Genomic DNA, 13,196 nt, shown 5'->3' with positions numbered 1-13,196 from the left:
CGACCTGCGGGAGCTAGGCCCCGAGCACCCCGGCAAGATCGGCGCTCAGGTCACCCCGCCCGACAACCGATATGCCGTCCATGCCCTGCCAGGCGGCCGTGTCGCGCAGCAGCACCGCGACCCGATCCAGGTCGATGGATGCCCCGGTCTCACGCCACGCCGATTGCACGAGCAGCACAGAGTTCTGCCGGTCGGTCTTGAGGTCGATGCGGCCCACGATCGCATCATCCTGCAGCAGGGGAAGTGTGTAGTAGCCGAAGATCCGCTTCGCGGCCGGCGTGTATATCTCGATCCTGTAATGGAAGTCGAACATGCGTAGCGCGCGGGCGCGCTCCCAGACGATCGGGTCGAAGGGGGACAGCAGCGCCAGGTGATCGATGCGGCGGGGAATGCGCGCATCGCGGTGCAGGTAGGCCTGTTGCCAGCCCTCCACGCGCACCGGAAGTACGTCACCGGAGTCGACCAGCTCGCCGAGCGCGGTCTTCGTCACCGCCTGGGAGAGCCGCCAGTAGTCGGCGATGTCACGCACGGTCCCGATGCCCAGAGCCTCGGCGCCCGACCTCACCAGTTCACGAGTGGCATCCCGCTTCGGGATGATGCGGCCGACGATCTCGGACGGCAGGCACTGCTCGGCCAGCGCGTAGGTGCGCTCGAACCGGGTGCGTCCGGCAGCGACCACCTCGCCGAACATGAACAGGCACTCGAGCCCGGTCTTCACATCCGACCAGCCCCACCACGGACCGGTTCGGGCGTTCGCCTCGTGTTCGATCTTCCCGGCGGGCACCGGGCCTTTTTCGGCCAGCTCGGTCCGCAGGAAGTCGAGCATGGGCGCATGGGCCTCGGCCCAGCGACCCCACGTGTTCGTGGGCTCGCGCCGTTCATCCATCGCCCAACGCCACAGAGGCCACGATTCGATGGGGATGATCGCCGCCTGGTGAGCCCAGGCCTCGGTGTATCTCGATCGCGCACCGAAGGTCAGGGTGTCGAGAATCGACCTGTCGTAGGCGCCGAGCCGAGCGAAGACCGGAAGGTAGTGGCTGCGTTCGAACACGTTCACCGAGTCGAGTTGCAGCACTCCGAGCCGCCGGATGAGCTGGTTGAGCTGGCGAGTGCCGACCTGTCGCCCCTGCCTGCCCGACTCCTGCCTGCCGAACCCCTGGGCGGCCAGCGCTATGCGCCTCGCCTGCGCTGCTGATACGGAATCGACCACGTGCACGACGATACCCAGCCGGCCCGACAGTCGTGCGTGGAGCAGTCGGGCCTCGAGCAGCCGGAGCGCCCCGTGGACAGCCGCTGTTCGCTTCCCATTCATTGTTCGGACCCTTCCGTGCCCCTCACGTTCCTTAGCGTGCTCACAGGCCATCCGGTTCCCTACTGCCCGCTTCACAGCGCGGGCGGCCGGAGGCATGAAACGAGGAACCCTTGTTCACAATGCGTCACCTCGCCGGCGTTGCGGTCATCACCGCTGCTGCGATTACCCTCAGCGCCTGCGCGACCAGCACCCCCGCCGCATCTAATGTTGATGCGTCAGCGGCCACCAGTGCAGATGACTTCGGTGGAATGGATGCCCTCGTCGCCGCAGCCCAGGCCGAAGGCCAGCTCAACGTCATCGCGCTGCCCGACAATTGGGCGAACTACGGTGAGATCAAGGCGCTGTTCGAGGAGAAGTACGGGATCACCGTCAACTCGGCCGACCCCGACATCTCGAGCGCCGAAGAGATCGCCGCCGCCGACAACCTCAAGGGCCAGGACACGGCCCCCGACGTGTTCGACCTCGGAACCGCTGTCACTCTCGACAGCCTCGACTACTTCGCGCCATACAAGGTCGCCAACTGGGACGAGATCCCGGGCGACAACAAGGAGCAGACGGGCCTCTACGTCAACGACTACACCGGCAGCATGTCGATCGGTTACGACTCCAACTCGGTGCCGAAGCCGACCAGCCTCGACGACCTGCTCGGGTCGGACTTCAAGGGTGCTGTCGCGCTCAACGGCGACCCGACACAGGCTGGCGCTGCGTTCGCGGCGCTGGGACTCGCCACCGTGCAGGAAGGTGGAACGCTCGACGACTTCACCCCCGGCATCGAGTTCTTCCAGAAGCTGAACAAGGCAGGCAACTTCCTTCCCGTCGACGCCACCGCCGCAACCATCGCCTCGGGAGAGACGAGGGTCGTCTTCGACTGGAGCTACAACAACCTCGCTGCTGCGGCGACGGTCGACGGCTGGGAGGTGACCACGCTTCCGGGCGCGGTCTACACCAGCTTTTACAACCAGGCCATCAACAAGGATGCCGCGAACCCGGCGGCAGCCCGACTCTGGCAGGAATTCATCTACAGCGCAGAGGCGCAGAACCTCTTCATCGTCGGTGGGGCCTACCCGGTCACCATCCAGTCGCTGCAGGATTCCGGCACCGTCGACACGGCAGCACTCAAGCAGCTCGGCGAGCTGAAGGGTGACCTCGTCACCCCCACTCCCAAGCAGGCCGAGGCGAACGCCGCCATCCTCGCAGAGAAGTGGGCCGCCGCGATCAGCTAGCGGCAGATATCCACTGTGACTGTCGCTCAGGCGCCAGCACTGACAAGCGGTGACGCCGGGGCTGGGCCCCGGCGTCACCCGCTGTCAGGGCCGGCTACAGGTCGGCCCGCTCGTCGCGGCGTCGGCAGATTCGTCGGGCTCACCCCCTTCGCGCTCTACGTGATCCTGTTCCTCGCGATCCCAACTATTCTCGCGGTGACCACCGGTTTCTTCACCGAGGACGGCACGCTCACGATCGATAACGTGGCGGGTCTCCTCGCCCCCAACGTGCTCGCGACGTTCGGCAACTCCTTCCTCGTGTCTGCTGTCACGGCCGTGGTCGGTGCTGTCGTCGGAGCGCTCGTCTGTTACGCACTGCTCGGCACCCGGGCCGAGGGCGCGCTGCGCACGACCATCGACTCCATCTCCAGCGTGCTCGCACAGTTCGGTGGCGTCATGCTCGCCTTCGCGTTTATCGCAACCATCGGAACGCAGGGGCTCGTCACCCGGCTGCTCGCCGAAGTGTTCGGTATCGACCTCTTTGCCAGCGGACCGTGGCTCTACCAGGTGCCGGGCCTGCTTGTGGTCTACCTGTACTTTCAGGTGCCGCTCATGGTCATCACGTTCATGCCGGCGCTGGAGGGCCTCAAGATCACCTGGGCCGAGGCCAACGCGACACTCGGCGGTACGCCCTTCACGTACTGGACCCGCATCGCGATCCCGGTGCTCGCACCGTCCTTCATCGGCAGCCTCCTGCTGCTGTTCGCCAACGCCTTCTCCTCCTATGCCACAGCTGCAGCGCTCGTCAGCCAGGGCTCCCCGATCGTGCCGCTCCAGATCCGTGGTGCCCTCATCAGCGAGACCGTACTCGGCAGGGAGAATATGGCCGGTGCGCTCGCGCTCGGGATGATCGTCGTGATGGTCATCGTGATGTGGGGCTATTCGGTGCTGCAGTCGCGCACGTCGAGGTGGCAGAGATGAGCGCCGCGACGCGACTGGGAGCGGAACCGGGAAAATTCACTCGAGGAGTGATCCTGGGCCTCATCGGTGCGGTGTTCGCGATCCCGATCATCGCGATGATCCAGTTCACTTTCCGCGATGGACTCGCTGGCGACTACACCCTCGACCACTGGACCGGTCTCGTTGGTGAGGATGCCGCTCGCACGTATCGCGGGCTGCTGCAGGCTGTCGGCAACTCGGTGGTGCTCGCCATTGTGACGGTGGGCATCGTGCTCGTGCTGCTGCTTCCGACGATGATCCTGGTGCATCTCCAGTTCCCGAAACTCAGGCGCGTGCTCGAGTTCATCTGCATCATCCCGATCACCGTTCCCGCCATCGTGCTCGTCGTCGGGTTGGCGCCCGTCTACGGAGTCGTGGTCAGGATCTTCGGAAGCGGAGCGTGGACCCTCGCGTTCGCCTACGGCATCACCGTGCTGCCGTATGCCTATCGGGCGATCCAGTCCAACCTCGACGCCGTGCCCGTGGTGACGCTCAGCGAGGCCGCCCGCTCACTCGGGGCAGACTGGCCGACGGTTCTGCGGCTCGTGCTGCTTCCGAACCTGCGCAGGGGTGTGCTGGCGGCATCCTTCATCTCGGTCGCCGTGGTGCTGGGTGAGTTCACCATCGCGAGCCTGCTCAACCGCAACAACCTCCAGACCGCGCTGCTGCAGGTCTCCCAGTCAGACCCGTATGCGGCTGTGATCTTCGCGCTCCTGGCGCTCACCGTCGTCTTCGGGCTCCTGCTGCTCATCGGCAGGTTCGGCGCCCCACGCAATCGGAGAACAGAATGACCAGCATCGCAAGCGTCCCCACATCCCTCGGTACCGACCGCGGCGCGGCTGTCGAGCTCGAGGCGGTCGTCAAGACTTTCGGTACGCACCGGGCTCTCAACGCGATCGATCTCACGATCAAACCCGGGGAGTTCGTCGCACTGCTCGGGCCGTCCGGGTGCGGAAAGACGACAGCGCTCCGTGCCCTGTCCGGGCTGGAACTCGTCGACTCCGGCCGCATCGTCATCGATGGAGTGGATGTCGCGGCAGTCCCGACCAATAAGCGCGATATCGGCATGGTCTTCCAGTCGTATTCGCTCTTCCCGCACATGACGGCGATCGAGAACGTGGAATTCGGGCTCAGGATGCGCAGGGTTGCGGCGAGCGAACGTCGCACGCGGGCCGAAGAAGCGCTCGACATGGTGGGGCTCGCCGCCTTCGCGGAACGATTCGCGCACCAGCTCTCCGGAGGGCAGCAGCAGCGTGTCGCCCTCGCGCGCGCGCTGGTGACCCGACCCCGGGTGCTGCTGCTCGATGAGCCACTCAGCGCGCTCGACGCGAAGGTGCGGGTGCAGCTGCGCGACGAGATCCGTCGAATCCAGACCGAGCTCGGCATCACGACGGTCTTCGTCACCCACGACCAGGAGGAGGCGCTCGCCGTGGCGGACCGGGTCGCCGTCATGCGCGACGGCGCCATCGAGCAGATCGGCACTCCCGAGGAACTCTACGCAACGCCGCTCACTCCGTTCGTTGCAGACTTCGTCGGTCTCAGCAACAGGATCCCCGCCGATCTCGTCGACGGGAAGGTCGTGGCTCACGGCATCAGCATGCGGCTGCTCGGTGAACCGATGGATGACGGACCCATCACCGCATACATCCGCCCGGAGGACGTCGCTCTCGCCAACGCCGGAATCCGCGCCACGGTTGTCGCATCGAGCTTCCTCGGCAGCCTTCGCCGCACCCAGGTGGTGCTCGGCGACGATTCACGGGTCTCGATCCAGCATGACGCTGACGTCAGGCCGCAACTCGGCGACGTGGTGTTCCTGAAGCTCAAGGGTGCCGCGGTCAGCGCTGTCCGCCGCACATCCTGAGAAGGATCAGCGAGCCTCGTCGAGCTGCTGCTGCGCCCAGTAGAGCTGCTTGGTGAGGGCGTTGATGGAGCGCCTGTTCTCCTCGAGCTGCGACTGCAGTTGTGCTCGCGACGCCGACATGTCGACGACCACGGCGCCGAGGGCGACCACCATCGCGATCAGGCCCGCACCGATGGCGAGCACCAGGCGGCGACGGCTTGTGGGCTTCGAGGCAGGTTCGCTCGATGTTCCATCGGTTTCCGCTGTCATGGGCCTCCTCCCCGCCCTCCAACTTTACCGTCGTTCCTGGGTCATGCTGGGCGGCTGCCGGGGTACCGCTGCCTAGAATTGGTGCATGAGCTTCGGCAGGAAGAACCGCTTCATAGCGCCCGCACGTCCCCTGGCGGGCGGCGACGCGACAGTGCCGCCCGGGCTCAGGATCGCGGGGGCGTATTCGTGGCGCATCCTGCTGGTAGCTGGCGTGATCGCGGCGTTCATCTTCCTGATCATCCAGCTGCGCGACATCGTCGTGCCGTTCATGATCGCGGTGCTGGTTGCGGCCCTCCTGGTGCCTCTCGTGCAATGGTTGATCCGGCATCGCTGGCCCAAACCGCTCGCGGTGGCCGTCGCGATGCTGGGCACCATGGCGATCGTCACGGGGCTCATCTTCGTGGTCGTTGCCGAGGTCCGCAGCGGTTACCCTGACCTGCAACGACGGTCGGTCGCCGCATACGGCGATTTCAAGCAATACCTCGCGGGGCCGCCCTTCGAGATCGACGACGCCCAGCTCAACGGATTCATCGGCCAGGCGGTGACCGCGATCCAGCGAGACAGCCGGGTGCTCCTGAGTGGCGCGCTCTCGCTCGGTTCGACCGCGGGCCATGTGCTCGCCGGGCTGCTCCTCGCCATCTTCGCGACCCTGTTCATCCTGATCGATGGCAGGAGGATCTGGGCCTGGCTTGTACGACTGTTTCCTCGCGTGGCCCGTCCGGCTGTCAACGGTTCGGGCCACGCCGGGTGGCTCACACTGACGACCTTCGTGAAGGTGCAGATCTTCGTCGCGGCGGTGGATGCCACGGGCATCGGCCTCGGCGCATGGATCCTGGGCCTCGTGTTCGGTGGATTCCCGCTTGTGATCCCGATCGCGATCGCGGTGTTCCTGGGTTCCTTCATCCCCGTGGTGGGTGCCCTGCTTACCGGGACGATCGCCGTTTTCGTTGCCCTCGTCTACCTCGGGCCGTTGCCCGCTGTGCTCATGCTCGGCATCGTTCTGCTCGTACAGCAGGTCGAGGGGCACATCCTTCAGCCGCTCGTGATGGGTTCCGCCGTGAAGGTCCATCCACTCGCCGTCGTGTTCGCGGTGGCGGCAGGATCATTCCTTGCGGGGATCCCCGGGGCACTGTTTGCCGTTCCGGTCATCGCAACCCTGAATGTCATGGTGAAATACATTGCAGGCGGTGATTGGAAAGCCAACCCGCGCCCCACAGCGGAGGAACGTCTTCCTAATGCGTAACACCATCATTGGCCCGACCCTGGCCGAGTTCCAGGAGGCGCGGGATCGCGTCTCCGGCGTGTCAGAAGTGACCCCCATGGAGAGCTCACGTTACCTCGCTGAGGTACTTGGCTCGCCAGTCTTTCTCAAGTGCGAGAATCTCCAGCGCACCGGGTCGTACAAGATCCGCGGCGCATACAACCGCATCTCGCGCCTGAGCGACGAGGAGAAGTCGCGGGGAGTCGTCGCAGCGTCGGCCGGCAACCATGCCCAGGGTGTCGCGTTCGCGGCGCGCGAGCTCGGCATCGCGTCCACGATCTTCATGCCGCTCGGCGTCGCCCTGCCGAAACTGCAGGCGACGAGAGCCTACGGCGCCGAAGTCGTGCTTCGAGGCCATTCGATCACAGAGCCGCTGAGGGCCGCAGCAGAATTCGCGCGCGCGACAGGGGCGGTATTCATCCATCCGTTCGATCACCCTGATGTTGTCGCGGGCCAGGGGACCGTGGGGCTCGAGATCCTCGATCAGCGACCCGATGTCGACACGATCGTGGTGCCCATCGGTGGCGGCGGGCTTATTTCGGGCGTCGCCAGTGCGGTGAAGCAGCGTGCGGCTCTCGATGGCAGAATCGTGCGCATCATCGGGGTGCAGGCCGTGAATGCATCGCCGTATCCGCTGTCGTTGCGTAACGGCACGCCCACCGAGGTGCCGATGACGCCGACGATCGCTGATGGCATTGCCGTCGCGCGACCGGGCGAACTGAACTTCGAGATCGTGCAGGCGATGGTGGATGAGGTCGTGACGGTCACTGAAGACGACATGGCCCAGGCGCTGCTCGTGCTGCTGGAGCGAGCCAAGCTCGTCGTCGAACCGGCGGGTGCGGCCGGAGTCGCCGCGATCCTCGCGGGCAAGGTCAGGGCCAGTGGCACGACCGTCGCGATCCTCAGTGGGGGCAACATCGACCCATTGATGATGGAGCGTGTCATCAGCCACGGACTATCCACGTCGGAGCGCTACCTGCGGTTGCGCATCCCGCTGCCGGACCGCCCTGGCCAGCTCGCACGCACGGCCGCTATCGTGGCCGAGGCGAACGCGAACGTGGTCGAGGTGCTGCACACGAGGCACAGCAACGGGATGCAGATCAGCCAGGTCGAGCTCGAGCTGCACATCGAGACACGCGGCCCCGAGCACGCCGAAGAGGTGCTCGCGAGGCTCCGCGACGAGGGCTACGAGCCCCGCATCGACTTCTAGCCGGCTACCTACGGGAGGTAGGTCTCGACGCTGATGATCTTCACGGCGATGGTTTTACCGTTCGGGGCTGTGTAGCTCGTCTCGTCGCCGATCTTCAGGCCGATGATCGCAGTGCCGAGGGGGCTGCCTTCGCTGTAGACGTCGAGATCGCTGTCTCCGACGATCTCGCGGCTGCCGATGAGGAACGTCGACTCATCGCCCATGATCGTGGCCTTGATGACGGTTCCCGGCTCGACGATACCGTTTGACGCCGGCGCCTCGCCGACCGTCGCGTGCCTGAGCAGCTCGGTGAGCACGCGGATGCGCGCTTCGATCTTGCCCTGCTCCTCCTTGGCGGCGTGGTATCCCCCGTTCTCTTTGAGGTCACCCTCTTCACGGGCGGATTCGATCTTCTTCGCGATCTCCAGGCGGCCCTCACCCGACAGCTGTTCCAGTTCCGCGGTGCGGCGGTCGAAGGCTTCCCGGGTCAACCAGGTTTCCGAATGTGCTTGGGCCAAGGTGTTCTCCTGAAAAAAGGAACCGGCCGTCCGCGGCCGGTTCCGTACTGAATCTACCCAGACTAGGTGAGCCAGCAGCGGTAGATCAACCCGGTGACGGCCAGTTCCGTGGTGAGTACCCGCTCGGTGAAGACGCGGGTGATCTGAGTGGATGCCGGGACATCCACCTCTTTCCATCCCACAATGGCGAAGGTCGAGTTCAGGGCCTGCACCGCGCATCGGGCAGCGGAACCCGGCGGGGCCGTGAACTCCCACGTGACATCCACGGCGCTGTCGCTGACGATCGTGTGCCTCGCGTCGACGGCACTGAATTGCGCATCGGGCGCGCCGACGAGCCCGCCCCAGATGGCCCAGGCGACGAAGACGATGGTGAACGCCGCTGCAGTGATGATTCCGATGAAGCGATTGCGTTTCGACGATGATGACGAGCGCCCGTATCGTGCGTCGAGCGAACTCGCAGTGGTCGCGGCATCACCGGCGGTGACGACAGGTGACTCAGGTTTCGACACGCACGACTCCATTAGAATTGGTTCCTCAAGGCTAGAGGCAAAACCTAGGAGTTCGGTGATACGTCGACTGCTCGCAGTACACGCTCACCCCGACGACGAGTCGAGCAAGGGTGCGGCAACCTATGCCGCCTACGTGGCCAGCGGCGCCCGGGTGGTGGTCGTCAGCTGTACCGGTGGTGAGTTGGGTGACGTGCAGAATCCCGCGCTTGAACTCATGGCCATGGCCGAGCGGGACATCGCCGGCCTCCGCCGGATCGAGATGGCTGGCGCCCAGGTGTTGATGGGGGTCGAGCATCGCTGGCTGGGATACCGGGATTCCGGGCTCCCCGAGGGCACGCTTGTCGAGGACGAACCCACCGAGCCGCTGCCAGCGAACTGTTTCGCCCTCGTGCCGCTCGAGATCTCAGCCGAGCCTCTCGTGCGCATCATTCGCGAGCTGAAGCCGCAGGTGCTCGTGACGTACGACGAGACCGGTGGATACCCGCATCCGGACCACATCCGTTCGCATGAGGTTTCGATGTACGCATGGGACGCTGCTGCAGACCCCGCTCGGTATCCGGAGCAGGGCCCCGCGTGGCGCATCCCGAAGGTCTATTACGACCGCATCTTCAATTCGAACAGGGTCTCGAAGATGATCGAGGTCATGGAGGCCAGGGCGCATCCCGGGCTCGAAGGGATGCAGGAGCTCCAGGGCTGGATGGGTGAGCGACCTTCCCTCGCGACGAGCCACATTCTCGTCGGCGACTTCCTCGACGTGAGGGATGCCGCGCTTCGCTGCCACGCCAGCCAGGTCGCACCGGACAGCCCCTTCTTCTTCTGGCCGAACGACGTGCAGCGCGAGGCATGGCCGTTCGAAGACTTCCAGCTGGTGCACTCCTCGGTGGCGTCACCGCTGCCCGAGAGTGACTTCTTTGCCGGTATCGACCTGACTGATGAGGATTCACCATGACCATCTTCGATTCGCTCGCGACGATCTGGGCAGACGCCACGCCGACGCCGACGCCGACGCCGCTTCCCGCGTACGAGGGCGACGTCAACCTGATCACGCCAGGCGTGATCGGATTTGCCGTTACGTTTCTGATCGCCATCGCCACGGTGCTGTTGCTCCTCGACATGACCCGCCGGGTGCGCAAAGTGCGCTATCGCGGCGAGGTGCGCGAGCAACTTGCGATCGAGCAGGCCGAGGAAGCACTCGCGGCAGCCGATGCAGAACCGGGGTCACGCCCCGCACGACCGTCAACCGAGGGTGACGATCCCGCTAGAACACCGGGGGGTTAGTCGCGACGATGAAGATCCCTGTCCAGTGCGACAGGAACGCCAGCAGCGTCAGGGTGTGGAAGATCTCGTGGAATCCGAACACGCCGGGCAGAGGGTTCGGCTTCTTCAGGCCGTAGATGACAGCGCCGACCGTGTAGAACACTCCGCCGACAAGGATCAGCGTCATCATCACGGGTGCTGACGAGTAGAAGTCGAGGATGAACGCGAACGCGGCATAGCTCAGCAGCAGGTAGAGCGGCACATAGAGCCACCGAGGTGCGCCGATCCAGAAGATCCGGAACAGGATGCCCAGGCCGGCGCCGATCCAGACCAGCCAGAGCAGCACCGCCGACTTCTCCGGCGGAAGGGCCAGCACGGTGATGGGCGTGTACGACCCGGCGATCAACAGGAAGATGTTGGCGTGATCCAGTCGCTTGAAGATCGCTTTGACCTTCGGGCTCCAGTTGATGCGGTGATAGAGAGCGCTCGTCCCAAAAAGCAGCAGTGAACAGGCGAAGAACACCGAGGTGCTGGCTTTGGCCGCCGGTCCGTCTGCGGCGACGACGAGGATGATGCCCAGCACGATTGCCAGCGGAAACGTGCCGGCGTGAATCCATCCGCGCCAGGTCGGCTTCTTCTCGACGGCGTCATAGGTGATGGCGTCATCGAGGAGCGGAAGATTCGGCAAATCCGCCGCCAGTTCGCCCTCGGAGGGGCTTGCTGGTGCGGATTCTGGGCGGTTGGCGGTCATTGCGCCAGTGTACGTGAGGGGCAGTTCCTCAGGCTGCACGCCAACTTTGGGCTAGCGTATGCATGTGAAAGACCGTCAGAGCACACTCGGTCGAGGCTTTCTCTACGGCCTCTATCAGAACCGCCTGCGTCGCTTCCTCGAGGGCGGCACGCTGCCCAACCACGTCGCGATGATCATCGACGGCAATCGCCGCTGGGCGAAACTGCGCGAGATGGAGACAGTCGCGCACGGCCATCGTGCGGGGGCCGCCAAGTACCGCGAGTTCCTGGAGTGGTGCGACGACCTCGGCATCTCGGTTGCCACCCTGTACCTGCTCTCGACCGACAATCTGACGAATCGCACGACAGTCGAACTCGACGGGCTGTTCGAAATCATCGGCGACCTTGCCGAAGACCTTTCGCACTTCCGGGACTGGCGAATCCAGCACGTCGGATGCACCGAGGGCCTGCCCGCCGGTCTCGTCGCGCAACTCACGGCGGCAGTGGAGCGCACCAAGGCGAACACGGGACTCCACGTGAACCTCGCGATCGGCTACGGCGGGCGTCGCGAGATCTCCGATGCCATGCGTAGCATCGTCCAGACCCACGAGAGTGAGGGTGGAACCCTCGACGCCCTCGCCGAGATCCTCACGCCGGAGCTGATCGGTGAGCACCTCTACACCGGTGGCCAGCCCGACCCCGATCTGGTCATCCGCACGTCGGGTGAGCAGCGGATCAGCGATTTCATGATCTGGCAGAGCGCCCACAGCGAGTTTTACTTCGTGGAAGCGCTGGGTCCGGATCTGCGGGAGGTCGACTTCCTGCGAGCCCTTCGCGACTACTCGCGACGCCACCGAAGGTTCGGCCAGTGACCACGGGGTTGTCGATGGACGACTTCAGGATGCGGTTCGAAGAAGAGCCCGGTTATCTCGATTTCGCCCGGATGGCACCTGTCGGCGCGACGCCTCGTGCCGAGGAACAGGCGCTGATGAGCATGCTCGCTCGATCGCGGTTCGGCTCCCTCTCGATCCTGGAGGAACAGGATCTGCGTGTTCGCGATGCTGTCTCGGTGCTGACCGGCTTCAACGCCGACCAGATCGTGTTCCAGCCCAACACCAGCCAGGGGCTCATGCACGTCATAGTCGGTCTCGCAGGCAGGGTTGCCGTCAGCCCCTCTGATTTTCCGAGCAGTCCGTTCGCCGTCACCAGGGCTGACGCCGCTCTCGGTGTCGCGTCCCCGCTGTGGCTCGAGGCCGACCACGGTCGCGTGACTCCGGGCAACCTGCGCGACCAGCTCACCGACGACACTGTCGCAGTGGCGATCAGCGTCGTGGACTTCAGGACCGGCTACTTCGCCGACCTCGAGGGCATCCGCGAAGTCATCGGTGATCGCCTGCTCATCGTCGATGCGATCCAGGGATTCACCGTGGTGGATGCCCCGTGGGAGGTTGCAGACGTCGTGGTCTCCGGTGGCCAGAAGTGGGCACGTGCTGGCTGGGGCACCGGTTTCCTTGCGCTGAGCGATCGCGCCGCCGAGCGACTCGCCCCCGCCTTCTCCGGATTCTCCGCAACCGACGCCGAGGGCACACCGCTCGACGACGTGCTGCCGCCGACCAGGGGAGCCGGCGCGTTCGAGGTGAGTAACCCCGATCCGATCGCGCAGGCGAGGTTCGCCAGCGCGCTGGAGGAGATCGCCGAGGTAGGTGTTCCCGCGATCAATGCAGTGCTGGCGCAGAAGACGGCGAGGCTTACCGCTCTTGCTGACGAGTTCGCGCTCGATATCGTGTCGCCTCGTGACGACCCGGAACGCGCGGGCATCGTCGTGGTCCGGCCCCCGGTCGAGCGGATGACCGCACTCACCGCCGCCCTTCACAATCACGGTGTCTCGGTCACCACCAGGCAGGGGTCCGTGCGGCTGAGCCCCCATGTCACAACGGACGACGAGACGTTCGACATGCTCAGGGCGAGCCTCGTGGCGTATTCCGGGTGACGTCGAAGTTTTACCCCGTGGACACATTCACGTGGCGTGTCGATTCGCGGCCCGCGGTCATGAGCGCCTAGCGTCAGACCTATCAGGCACGGCGCCTGGTCGAGGCGGCCATGTAAGTTC

15 protein-coding genes are annotated in these 13,196 nt (G+C 65.1%); 10 read left to right on the top strand and 5 right to left on the bottom strand.

Translation table 11 applies throughout. The features are described 5' to 3' along the window. Positions 1-13: 13 nt before the first annotated feature. A complete protein-coding gene (locus IEW81_RS03710; protein ID WP_229671224.1) occupies positions 14-1,312 on the bottom strand; it encodes a winged helix-turn-helix domain-containing protein in 1,299 nt (432 codons plus the stop codon). A 119-nt stretch (positions 1,313-1,431) separates the two neighbouring features. Between IEW81_RS03710 and IEW81_RS03705 the strand changes: the two genes are divergently transcribed. The 4 genes from IEW81_RS03705 to IEW81_RS03690 are packed head-to-tail and all read left to right on the top strand — an operon-like array spanning position 1,432 to position 5,374. Further along, positions 1,432-2,535 (top strand): ABC transporter substrate-binding protein, encoded by a 1,104-nt coding sequence (locus tag IEW81_RS03705; RefSeq protein ID WP_179691848.1) that lies wholly within the window; start codon positions 1,432-1,434, stop codon positions 2,533-2,535. A gap of 15 nt (positions 2,536-2,550) precedes the next feature. After that, positions 2,551-3,495 (top strand): ABC transporter permease, encoded by a 945-nt coding sequence (locus IEW81_RS03700; RefSeq protein ID WP_373285368.1) that lies wholly within the window; start codon positions 2,551-2,553, stop codon positions 3,493-3,495. Next, the gene (locus tag IEW81_RS03695) at positions 3,492-4,304 is read left to right on the top strand and encodes an ABC transporter permease (RefSeq protein WP_097060451.1); all 813 of its coding nucleotides are present in this window, start codon (positions 3,492-3,494) and stop codon (positions 4,302-4,304) included. The genes IEW81_RS03700 and IEW81_RS03695 overlap by 4 nt, the downstream gene beginning before the upstream one ends. Further along, positions 4,301-5,374 (top strand): ABC transporter ATP-binding protein, encoded by a 1,074-nt coding sequence (locus IEW81_RS03690; RefSeq protein ID WP_179691821.1) that lies wholly within the window; start codon positions 4,301-4,303, stop codon positions 5,372-5,374. Before IEW81_RS03695 ends, IEW81_RS03690 begins: the two co-directional genes overlap by 4 nt. 6 nt (positions 5,375-5,380) lie before the next feature. Here IEW81_RS03690 and IEW81_RS03685 read toward each other — a convergent pair whose 3' ends face one another. Continuing rightward, on the bottom strand, positions 5,381-5,623 hold the full coding sequence (locus IEW81_RS03685) for a hypothetical protein (RefSeq protein WP_097060452.1): 243 nt from the start codon (positions 5,621-5,623) through the stop codon (positions 5,381-5,383). An 85-nt stretch (positions 5,624-5,708) separates the two neighbouring features. Between IEW81_RS03685 and IEW81_RS03680 the strand changes: the two genes are divergently transcribed. Continuing rightward, a complete protein-coding gene (locus IEW81_RS03680; protein ID WP_097060453.1) occupies positions 5,709-6,866 on the top strand; it encodes an AI-2E family transporter in 1,158 nt (385 codons plus the stop codon). Beyond that, positions 6,859-8,094, top strand: coding sequence for a threonine ammonia-lyase (gene ilvA, locus IEW81_RS03675; RefSeq protein ID WP_097060454.1), 1,236 nt, complete (start codon positions 6,859-6,861; stop codon positions 8,092-8,094). Before IEW81_RS03680 ends, ilvA begins: the two co-directional genes overlap by 8 nt. Before the next feature lie 8 nt (positions 8,095-8,102). Here the strand turns inward: ilvA and greA are convergent, their stop codons facing one another. Together greA and IEW81_RS03665 are read right to left on the bottom strand one after the other, a co-directional pair. Next, the gene (gene greA, locus IEW81_RS03670) at positions 8,103-8,591 is read right to left on the bottom strand and encodes a transcription elongation factor GreA (protein WP_229671223.1); all 489 of its coding nucleotides are present in this window, start codon (positions 8,589-8,591) and stop codon (positions 8,103-8,105) included. A 62-nt stretch (positions 8,592-8,653) separates the two neighbouring features. Then, positions 8,654-9,100 (bottom strand): DUF4307 domain-containing protein, encoded by a 447-nt coding sequence (locus tag IEW81_RS03665; RefSeq protein WP_179691819.1) that lies wholly within the window; start codon positions 9,098-9,100, stop codon positions 8,654-8,656. Between the two features lie 55 nt (positions 9,101-9,155). On the opposite strand from IEW81_RS03665, the gene mca reads away from it, so the two are divergent. Continuing rightward, positions 9,156-10,049, top strand: a complete 894-nt coding sequence (gene mca, locus IEW81_RS03660) for a mycothiol conjugate amidase Mca (protein ID WP_229671222.1) — start codon at positions 9,156-9,158, stop codon at positions 10,047-10,049. After that, positions 10,046-10,378: a hypothetical protein gene (locus IEW81_RS03655; protein WP_179691822.1), complete on the top strand. Its 333-nt coding sequence runs from the start codon at positions 10,046-10,048 to the stop codon at positions 10,376-10,378. Before mca ends, IEW81_RS03655 begins: the two co-directional genes overlap by 4 nt. Here the strand turns inward: IEW81_RS03655 and trhA are convergent. After that, entirely contained in the window at positions 10,359-11,108 is a 750-nt protein-coding gene (gene trhA / locus IEW81_RS03650; protein ID WP_097060456.1) for a PAQR family membrane homeostasis protein TrhA, read from the bottom strand. The two genes, IEW81_RS03655 and trhA, sit on opposite strands and share 20 nt — an antisense overlap. Before the next feature lie 64 nt (positions 11,109-11,172). On the opposite strand from trhA, the gene IEW81_RS03645 reads away from it, so the two are divergent. After that, entirely contained in the window at positions 11,173-11,958 is a 786-nt protein-coding gene (locus IEW81_RS03645; RefSeq protein WP_229671221.1) for an isoprenyl transferase, read from the top strand. Continuing rightward, complete coding sequence (locus IEW81_RS03640; RefSeq protein ID WP_097060458.1) at positions 11,955-13,076, top strand: aminotransferase class V-fold PLP-dependent enzyme; 1,122 nt, start codon at positions 11,955-11,957, stop codon at positions 13,074-13,076. The genes IEW81_RS03645 and IEW81_RS03640 overlap by 4 nt, the downstream gene beginning before the upstream one ends. The last annotated feature ends 120 nt before the right edge of the window (positions 13,077-13,196 follow it).

Origin of the sequence: Salinibacterium xinjiangense, assembly GCF_014645015.1 — a bacterium.
Lineage (GTDB): Bacteria > Actinomycetota > Actinomycetes > Actinomycetales > Microbacteriaceae > Rhodoglobus > Rhodoglobus xinjiangensis.
This window is presented reverse-complemented; position numbering and strand designations above follow the sequence as displayed.

Excerpts from the sequence above, each read along its gene's own strand:
- IEW81_RS03705 (WP_179691848.1), top strand. The coding sequence starts at position 1,432 with ATGCGTCACCTCGCCGGCGTTGCGGTCATCACCGCTGCTGCGATTACC.
- IEW81_RS03710 (WP_229671224.1), bottom strand. The coding sequence starts at position 1,312 with ATGAATGGGAAGCGAACAGCGGCTGTCCACGGGGCGCTCCGGCTGCTC.
- IEW81_RS03690 (WP_179691821.1), top strand. The coding sequence starts at position 4,301 with ATGACCAGCATCGCAAGCGTCCCCACATCCCTCGGTACCGACCGCGGC.
- IEW81_RS03680 (WP_097060453.1), top strand. The coding sequence starts at position 5,709 with ATGAGCTTCGGCAGGAAGAACCGCTTCATAGCGCCCGCACGTCCCCTG.
- ilvA (WP_097060454.1), top strand. The coding sequence starts at position 6,859 with ATGCGTAACACCATCATTGGCCCGACCCTGGCCGAGTTCCAGGAGGCG.
- IEW81_RS03685 (WP_097060452.1), bottom strand. The coding sequence starts at position 5,623 with ATGACAGCGGAAACCGATGGAACATCGAGCGAACCTGCCTCGAAGCCC.
- IEW81_RS03655 (WP_179691822.1), top strand. The coding sequence starts at position 10,046 with ATGACCATCTTCGATTCGCTCGCGACGATCTGGGCAGACGCCACGCCG.
- trhA (WP_097060456.1), bottom strand. The coding sequence starts at position 11,108 with ATGACCGCCAACCGCCCAGAATCCGCACCAGCAAGCCCCTCCGAGGGC.
- IEW81_RS03695 (WP_097060451.1), top strand. The coding sequence starts at position 3,492 with ATGAGCGCCGCGACGCGACTGGGAGCGGAACCGGGAAAATTCACTCGA.